The sequence below is a fragment of the Haemophilus paraphrohaemolyticus genome (assembly GCF_002015045.1).
Classification (GTDB): domain Bacteria; phylum Pseudomonadota; class Gammaproteobacteria; order Enterobacterales; family Pasteurellaceae; genus Haemophilus_A; species Haemophilus_A paraphrohaemolyticus.
Genome location: NZ_MUXX01000019.1, coordinates 86,226 through 93,403, shown reverse-complemented (window position 1 = coordinate 93,403; position 7,178 = coordinate 86,226). Strand labels below are relative to the sequence as shown.

Here is a 7,178-nt window from a genome sequence, read left to right as displayed (position 1 = left end):
TCTAATTGACAACACCGCTCACATCGGATTATGATTACCGCACTATCTATTTCAGTCGGTTATTAAACGCTCCGATCAAAAAGCGGTTTTTTTGTACCTAAATTTTGCAAATTCTTATATTTAAGCATTTAGTAAAATCAATGATCGGGTCGAGAGAGCCTAATACAATACCTACGGGAAATAAGTTCCGCCGTCTGAAATCGGTAGTTGAAGCCCGATCAACCATACTAAAGTTGATCAATTACTAACTAAAATTTCAGGTACAAAAAATGTCAAATCAAATCTCTACTCAAACTATCTCATTCAATAATCAATCTCTCGTTACTTTTGAACAAGATGGCGTGCATTACACCGCAATGAAACCGATCTGCGAAAATATTGGGCTATCGTGGCACGCTCAATTTGAGAGAATGAATCGTGATGAAATACTTTCTCAATGTATTCTTATCATACGAATGGTTGCAGAAGACGGTAAAAATCGTGAAATGGTCTGCCTACCCATCGAATACTTAAATGGCTGGTTATTCGGCATTGACGTAAACCGTTGCAAACCCGAAATTCGTAAAACCTTAATCAAATACAAAAAAGAGTGCTACCAAGCATTGCACGACTACTGGTTTAAAGGAAAAGCCGAACGCACGATTAACCCAGAACAACAGCAAGCAATCCAAGAGGCAGTCGTAAAAGCTCATCACCGTACTGGAATGAGTTACGCAGAAATCTATCGCCAACTCAAAAGTCTGTTTAAAGTGGGCAAATACGACCAACTCAAACCCTCACAATTTGAAGATGCCATCAGCTTTCTAGCCACACTCGGCAACAGCTACTCCCCGATTGACCGAATGGATAATCTGGAGCTAACCGAACAAGAATGGCTCGACTGGCAGAACTTCTACTACGCCGTCACAAGATTTTCCGAAAGCGTAGAAACCCTAATGCACACATTACGCCCATTCCGTAGTCATCAGCAAAACAGCGTAGAATTTAACTTGGACGTGGTTCAGCGATATATTCGCACCACCAACCCAGCCGTCAGAAAAATCAACGACCGCATCAACCGTACCAATCGCCGACCGCTTGCAATCGGACACTACAACGAATCCGCAACCTCAGTCGCAGTATTTAAATAATCCTTAAATACTCAACCGACCTCACCTGAAATAACGTGAGGCGGTTTCCCACTCCTTAAATTTAAGGAATGCACCATGACTGAAAAATAACTCCGCCTACAAATCAAATGGTACTGGCACAACTTCTACCAAACAGGCAACATCGAATACTGGTACAAAGGCTACGCTGCCTTTAACCAACTCGCAAAAATGATTCTATAAACCCACGCCCTTAGTTTTAAGGGCGTTTTATTTGGAGAGAAAAAATGGAAACATTAACAATTTCTCAAGCTGCTGAATACTTAAATTGCCACTATCAAACAGTTTACAGGCATAGAAAAAATTGGGGATTTTTTAAAATGGCAGGATCAAAAGTATGGAGAGTAACCAAATCAGAGCTTGATCTTCACAAAGAAAAGGCAAATAATCCAGACCGATTAGCTTTGTCGGTCGAAGAGGTAAACTTATGTCGATCTACAAAAGAGACCAAATCTATTGGGTTGATTTCACAACGCCAAGCGGTAAAAGAGTTAGACGCTCTACTGGCACAGCGATAAAAAGAGAAGCCCAAGAATTCTATAATAAAATCCGAACAGAAATGTGGCGGTTAGATAAACTAGATGAGCAACCTGATTATTTATTTGAACAGGCATTATTAGACTACTTGAAACAATCTGCTGGTTTAGCCGATCAAGCAACCAAGAAAAGGCATGCTATTTATTGGCGTTCTATTTTTGCGGGTCGCGGACTTAGTACGATCACAGGGGCAGAAGCAGTAAATGCCTTACCTCAAGTTAGTCAAAGCACAGGTAAGCCGTTATCTAATGCGACTAAAAATAAATATATCAAATCACTCGCTCGAATTTTTAATCTAGCTTATCAGGCGGGATATATAGATAAAATGCCGCATTTCCCTAAGAAAAAAGAGCCGCCGATACGTGTTCGTTGGATAACCCAAGAACAAGCTAGACGGCTCATTTCGAATATCGGTACAGATTGGATGAAAGCCATCTGTTCTTTTGCTTTAATGACAGGAGCAAGAAGAACCGAAATTCTCACAATGACGTGGGATAAAATTGATTTTAAGCGGAAAATTGCCATTGTAAGTAACGATATTGCTAAATCAGAGAAGGCAAGATCGCTACTGTTAAATGACGAAGCTATCCAATTGTTACACAACCAGAAAGGGAAACATAGTAAATATGTTTTTGTTTCAGCCAAAGGAAATCCCGTCGATGATATTAACAGAAAAACCTTTGACCGAGCAACTAGACTAACAATGTTACAAGATTTCCACTTTCACGATCTCCGCCACACTTGGGCAAGTTGGCACGTACAAGCGGGAACGCCTCTGTTTACATTGAAAGAGCTAGGTGGTTGGGAAACGTTAGAAATGGTTAAGAAATACGCTCACTTAAATGCTGATCACTTAATGGCACACGCAGGTAGCGTAAAATTTACGACACAATTTTGACACAATCCCAAAACGTAACACAAAAAATCAACGTTACCTATAAGGCTAAGTGATTGATTTTAAAAGGTTTTAAATGGCACGCCCTAAAGGATTCGAACCTTTGACCCACGCCTTAGAAGGGCGTTGCTCTATCCAGCTGAGCTAAGGGCGCATTGTTAAGATAATTATTTTAAGAAAGGATTTCTGAAATAAAAAAGAATGGTCGGCGAGATAGGATTTGAACCTACGACCCACTGGTCCCAAACCAGTTGCGCTACCAAGCTGCGCTACTCGCCGATAAGTGCCGTTTATTATAGAGAGATGGTTTTTCTTGTCAAATAAAAATCACTATATTTCTACTAAATGATTGAGTTTTATCCGTTTATTAAAATTTACTTATCAAAAAGTCTTTTTTTTGAGAAAATGGAAAACATTTTCGTATCATCATTGCTATCTCATTTAAGGAGAGTTTATGACAGCCCGAATCATTTCAGGTACTGAATTATCTAAAAATATCAAAGCTAATATTGCGACCAAAATTGCAGGACATATTGCTCAAGGAAAGCGTGCACCAGGTTTAGCCGTGATCTTAGTGGGGGCTGATCCTGCTTCACAAGTTTATGTTGGCAGCAAACGCCGTAGTTGTGAAGAAATTGGCATCTTTTCTAAATCTTACGATCTACCTGAAACGACATCTGAATCTGAATTACTCTCTTTAATTGATGAACTTAATCACGATGAGGCTATTGATGGTATCTTAGTTCAGCTACCTTTACCAAAACAGATTGATTCCACCAAAGTTATTGAAGCAATTGCACCACATAAAGATGTAGATGGTTTTCATCCTTATAACGTAGGTCGTTTATGCCAACGTATTCCAACTTTACGCTCTTGCACTCCATATGGCGTGATGAAATTGCTTGAGACCACAGGTGTAAATTTATATGGCAAACATGCAGTGATCATAGGTGCTTCGAATATCGTAGGGCGCCCAATGGCATTAGAATTATTGCTAGGTGGTTGTACCGTTACTGTAACTCATCGCTTTACCCAAGATTTAGAAAGCCACGTTCGCCAAGCAGATATTTTAGTTGTTGCAGTGGGTAAATCTGAATTTATCCCAGGTAAATGGATAAAAGAAGGTGCGATTGTGATTGATGTAGGGATTAACCGTGGAGCAGACGGCAAATTAAAAGGTGATGTTGCTTTTGCAGCAGCTGCTGAACGAGCTGATTTCATTACTCCAGTGCCAGGTGGCGTTGGTCCAATGACGGTTGCGATGTTGATGCAAAATACTTTGCAAGCGTACGAAGAACATATAGTGAATTCGTAATTTTTGAGAGCCTAATATTGAATAGTATTAGGCTTTTTTATTTTCATCTCAAGTGGTTAATTTTTACAGCACTTTTACAAAGTGTTAAACTTACTACAATCAATTTTTAAGGAATAACAAAATGAGTGGTGCTGAATTATTGGTGAATGTGACCCCAAGTGAAACACGGGTAGCATTGGTTGAAAACGGGATTTTGAAAGAGCTTCATATTGAGCGTGAGGCAAAACGTGGGATTGTGGGCAATATTTACAAAGGGCGAGTTACCCGAGTGTTACCGGGGATGCAATCTGCTTTTGTGGATATTGGTTTAGAAAAAGCTGCGTTTTTGCACGCCTCTGATATTGTTTCGCACACCGAATGCGTAGATGAAAATGAGAAAAAACAATTTGTGGTGAAAAACATCAGCGAATTGGTGCGTGAAGGACAAGATATTGTTGTGCAAGTGGTGAAAGATCCGCTTGGCACAAAGGGGGCGCGCTTAACCACCGATATTACCCTGCCTTCTCGCTATTTGGTTTTTATGCCTGAAAATAGTTATGTAGGCGTTTCACAACGTATCGAAAGCGAAGCAGAACGCTGTCGTTTAAAAGCCCTTGTAGATCCCTATTGCGATGAGCTTGGCGGTTTTATTGTCCGCACTGCTGCAGAGGAAGTAAACGAAGAGTGCCTCGAGCAAGATGCGGCTTTTTTAAAACGTTTATGGCGAAAAGTATTAGAACGTAAAGGAAAATACCCGACCAAATCAATGCTTTACGGTGAACTAGCATTAGCACAACGTGTATTGCGTGATTTTGTCGGCACGCACATTTGCTCAGTTAAAATTGATTCTAAAATCACTTACGAGCAAGTCAAAGAGTTCTTATCAGAATTCATGCCAGAGCTTACCGACAGTGTTACTCTTTATAGCGGCACACAAACCTTATTTGATGCTTACGGTGTGGAAGAGGCGATTCAGCGTGCTTTAGATAAACGTGTAAACCTTAAATCGGGCGGTTATTTAATCATCGAGCAAACCGAAGCGATGACTACAATTGACATCAACACGGGCGCTTTTGTCGGTTCACGCAATTTAGCACACACCATTTTCAATACCAATATTGAAGCCACGCAAGCTATTGCACATCAACTGCAATTGCGAAATTTAGGTGGGATTATCATTATTGATTTTATTGATATGCAAGATGAAGAGCACCGCAAATTAGTACTTGAAGCACTTGAAATTGCTTTGAAAAATGATCGTGTCAAAACTAATGTGAATGGTTTTACCCAACTTGGCTTGGTAGAAATGACTCGCAAACGTACGCGCGAAAGCCTTGAACACATTCTCTGCTGCGACTGCTCCGCTTGTAAAGGTCGTGGCAAAATCAAAACGGTGGAAACTGTGTGCTATGAAATACTGCGTGAAGTAGTCCGTGTGCATCACTTATTTAACACCGAAAAAGTGCGAATTTATGCCTCTAAAGAAGTGGCGGAATATTTAATTAACGAAGAAAGCCACGCCTCCCTTGCCGAACTTGAAGCCTTTATTGGCAAAAAAGTCGAGGTAAAATTAGAACCTTATTACCACCAAGATCAGTTTGATGTGGTGGTGATGTAACTTTTCTCTTATTGCAAGCGGTTGAATTTTGCCAATCTTTTGCGAATTTCGATCGCTTGTTTCCTACCAAAAGCCTGCAAAATCCGCTATAATTCGAGCGTTTTTTTCCAAAATTTAACCCAAAAGGTAACAAAATGTCTGAAGTAGAAAATACAGAATTAGATCTGAATGGTGAAATGATCGCTCGCCGTGAAAAATTAGCCCAATTGCGTGAACGTGGTAATCCGTTCCCGAATACGTTCCGTCGCGAAGATAAGGCGGAGGATTTACACGCAAAATACAACGATGTAGATGGCGAAGAGTTAAAAGAAAAAGCGATTCCAGCGGTGGTGGCGGGGCGTGTAATGTTGCGCCGTGTAATGGGTAAGGCAACTTTTATTACCATTCAAGATGTGAGTGGTCAGATCCAACTTTATGTAGCACGCGATAACTTGCCTGAAGGTGAATACCAAAACACAGTAGGTTTATTGGATTTAGGCGATATCATCGGCGTAAAAGGTACACTGTTCAAAACTAAAACAGGTGAATTAACCGTGCGTGCCAGAGAATTACAGCTTTTAACCAAATCCCTTCGTCCACTGCCAAACAAACACAAAGGCTTAACTGACCAAGAAATTCGTTACCGCCAACGTTATTTAGATTTAATCGCGAACGAAGAGTCTCGTCGTGCGTTTATTATTCGTTCAAAAGTGGTTTCTGGCATTCGCCAATTCTTTTTAGATAAAGACTTTATCGAAGTGGAAACCCCAATGTTGCAAGTGATTCCAGGCGGTGCGGCAGCAAAACCATTTATCACGCACCACAACGCATTAGACGTGGATATGTATTTACGTATTGCCCCTGAGCTTTACTTAAAACGTCTTGTCGTAGGCGGCTTTGAGCGTGTGTTTGAGTTAAACCGTAACTTCCGTAACGAGGGCGTTTCAGTTCGTCATAACCCAGAATTCACAATGATTGAATACTACCAAGCTTATGCGGACTACCACGATTTAATGGACAACACCGAAGAATTATTACGCAAATTAGCGATTGATATTCTTGGCACAACTACCGTGCCTTACGGCGAATATACCTTCGATTTCGGCAAACCATTCGAGCGTATCACTATGCACGATGCGATTGTAAAATACGGCAACGGCATTAAACGCGAAGATTTAGACAATTTCGAAAAATCAGTGGAAATTGCGAAAGGCTTAGGCATTGAAATCCAAAAATCTTGGGGCTTAGGTTCTGTGGTAAATGCGATTTTTGAAGAAGTGGCAGAACATCAATTGATTCAACCAACCTTCTTAATGGCACACCCTGCGGAAATTTCACCGCTTGCACGCCGTAATGATGAGAACCCAGAAGTGACCGACCGCTTCGAATTATTCATCGGTGGACGCGAAATCGGTAACGGCTTCTCAGAGTTAAACGATGCGGAAGACCAAGCAGAACGTTTCCACGCACAAGTGGCTGCGAAAGAAGCAGGTGACGATGAAGCAATGTTCTTCGACGATGACTTCGTGGTAGCACTCGAACACGGCTTACCACCAACAGCGGGCGAAGGCTTAGGAATTGACCGCTTAGCGATGATTTTCGCCAATGCACCATCTATCCGTGATGTGATCTTATTCCCTGCAATGCGTCAGAAATAAGATAGGTTAAAAAGTGAAAAAGGCATAATCTGTTGGGATTATGCTTTTG

The 7,178-nt window shown here is 41.0% G+C and carries 6 protein-coding genes and 2 tRNA genes; 6 read left to right on the top strand and 2 right to left on the bottom strand.

Annotated elements, in window-relative coordinates; all coding sequences use genetic code 11:
- The first annotated feature begins 269 nt into the window (after positions 1 to 269).
- From B0184_RS09445 to B0184_RS09435, 3 genes are all read left to right on the top strand, one after another.
- Positions 270 to 1,130 (top strand): phage antirepressor N-terminal domain-containing protein, encoded by an 861-nt coding sequence (locus B0184_RS09445; RefSeq protein ID WP_078177680.1) that lies wholly within the window; start codon positions 270 to 272, stop codon positions 1,128 to 1,130.
- A 245-nt stretch (positions 1,131 to 1,375) separates the two neighbouring features.
- A complete protein-coding gene (locus B0184_RS09440; RefSeq protein ID WP_078177679.1) occupies positions 1,376 to 1,666 on the top strand; it encodes a helix-turn-helix domain-containing protein in 291 nt (96 codons plus the stop codon).
- Positions 1,576 to 2,583: a tyrosine-type recombinase/integrase gene (locus B0184_RS09435; protein WP_005709268.1), complete on the top strand. Its 1,008-nt coding sequence runs from the start codon at positions 1,576 to 1,578 to the stop codon at positions 2,581 to 2,583. Before B0184_RS09440 ends, B0184_RS09435 begins: the two co-directional genes overlap by 91 nt.
- Positions 2,584 to 2,657: 74 nt before the next feature.
- On the opposite strand, the gene B0184_RS09430 is transcribed toward B0184_RS09435, so the two are convergent.
- A tRNA-Arg gene (locus B0184_RS09430) sits at positions 2,658 to 2,734 on the bottom strand.
- A 48-nt stretch (positions 2,735 to 2,782) separates the two neighbouring features.
- Positions 2,783 to 2,859: transfer RNA gene (locus tag B0184_RS09425), tRNA-Pro, on the bottom strand.
- Positions 2,860 to 3,034: 175 nt separating this feature from the next.
- On the opposite strand from B0184_RS09425, the gene folD reads away from it, so the two are divergent.
- The 3 genes from folD to lysS all read left to right on the top strand — a co-directional run bounded on the left by folD (position 3,035) and on the right by lysS (position 7,129).
- Complete coding sequence (gene folD, locus B0184_RS09420; RefSeq protein ID WP_005709315.1) at positions 3,035 to 3,895, top strand: bifunctional methylenetetrahydrofolate dehydrogenase/methenyltetrahydrofolate cyclohydrolase FolD; 861 nt, start codon at positions 3,035 to 3,037, stop codon at positions 3,893 to 3,895.
- A gap of 121 nt (positions 3,896 to 4,016) precedes the next feature.
- On the top strand, positions 4,017 to 5,492 hold the full coding sequence (rng, locus tag B0184_RS09415; RefSeq protein WP_005709329.1) for a ribonuclease G: 1,476 nt from the start codon (positions 4,017 to 4,019) through the stop codon (positions 5,490 to 5,492).
- 134 nt (positions 5,493 to 5,626) lie between these two features.
- Entirely contained in the window at positions 5,627 to 7,129 is a 1,503-nt protein-coding gene (gene lysS, locus B0184_RS09410) for a lysine--tRNA ligase (protein WP_005709326.1), read from the top strand.
- Positions 7,130 to 7,178: the final 49 nt, after the last annotated feature.

What these genes read in the sequence shown, in the direction of transcription:
- rng (WP_005709329.1), top strand. Translation starts at nt 4,017, where the DNA reads ATGAGTGGTGCTGAATTATTGGTGAATGTGACCCCAAGTGAAACACGG.
- B0184_RS09440 (WP_078177679.1), top strand. Translation starts at nt 1,376, where the DNA reads ATGGAAACATTAACAATTTCTCAAGCTGCTGAATACTTAAATTGCCAC.
- folD (WP_005709315.1), top strand. Translation starts at nt 3,035, where the DNA reads ATGACAGCCCGAATCATTTCAGGTACTGAATTATCTAAAAATATCAAA.
- B0184_RS09445 (WP_078177680.1), top strand. Translation starts at nt 270, where the DNA reads ATGTCAAATCAAATCTCTACTCAAACTATCTCATTCAATAATCAATCT.
- B0184_RS09435 (WP_005709268.1), top strand. Translation starts at nt 1,576, where the DNA reads ATGTCGATCTACAAAAGAGACCAAATCTATTGGGTTGATTTCACAACG.
- lysS (WP_005709326.1), top strand. Translation starts at nt 5,627, where the DNA reads ATGTCTGAAGTAGAAAATACAGAATTAGATCTGAATGGTGAAATGATC.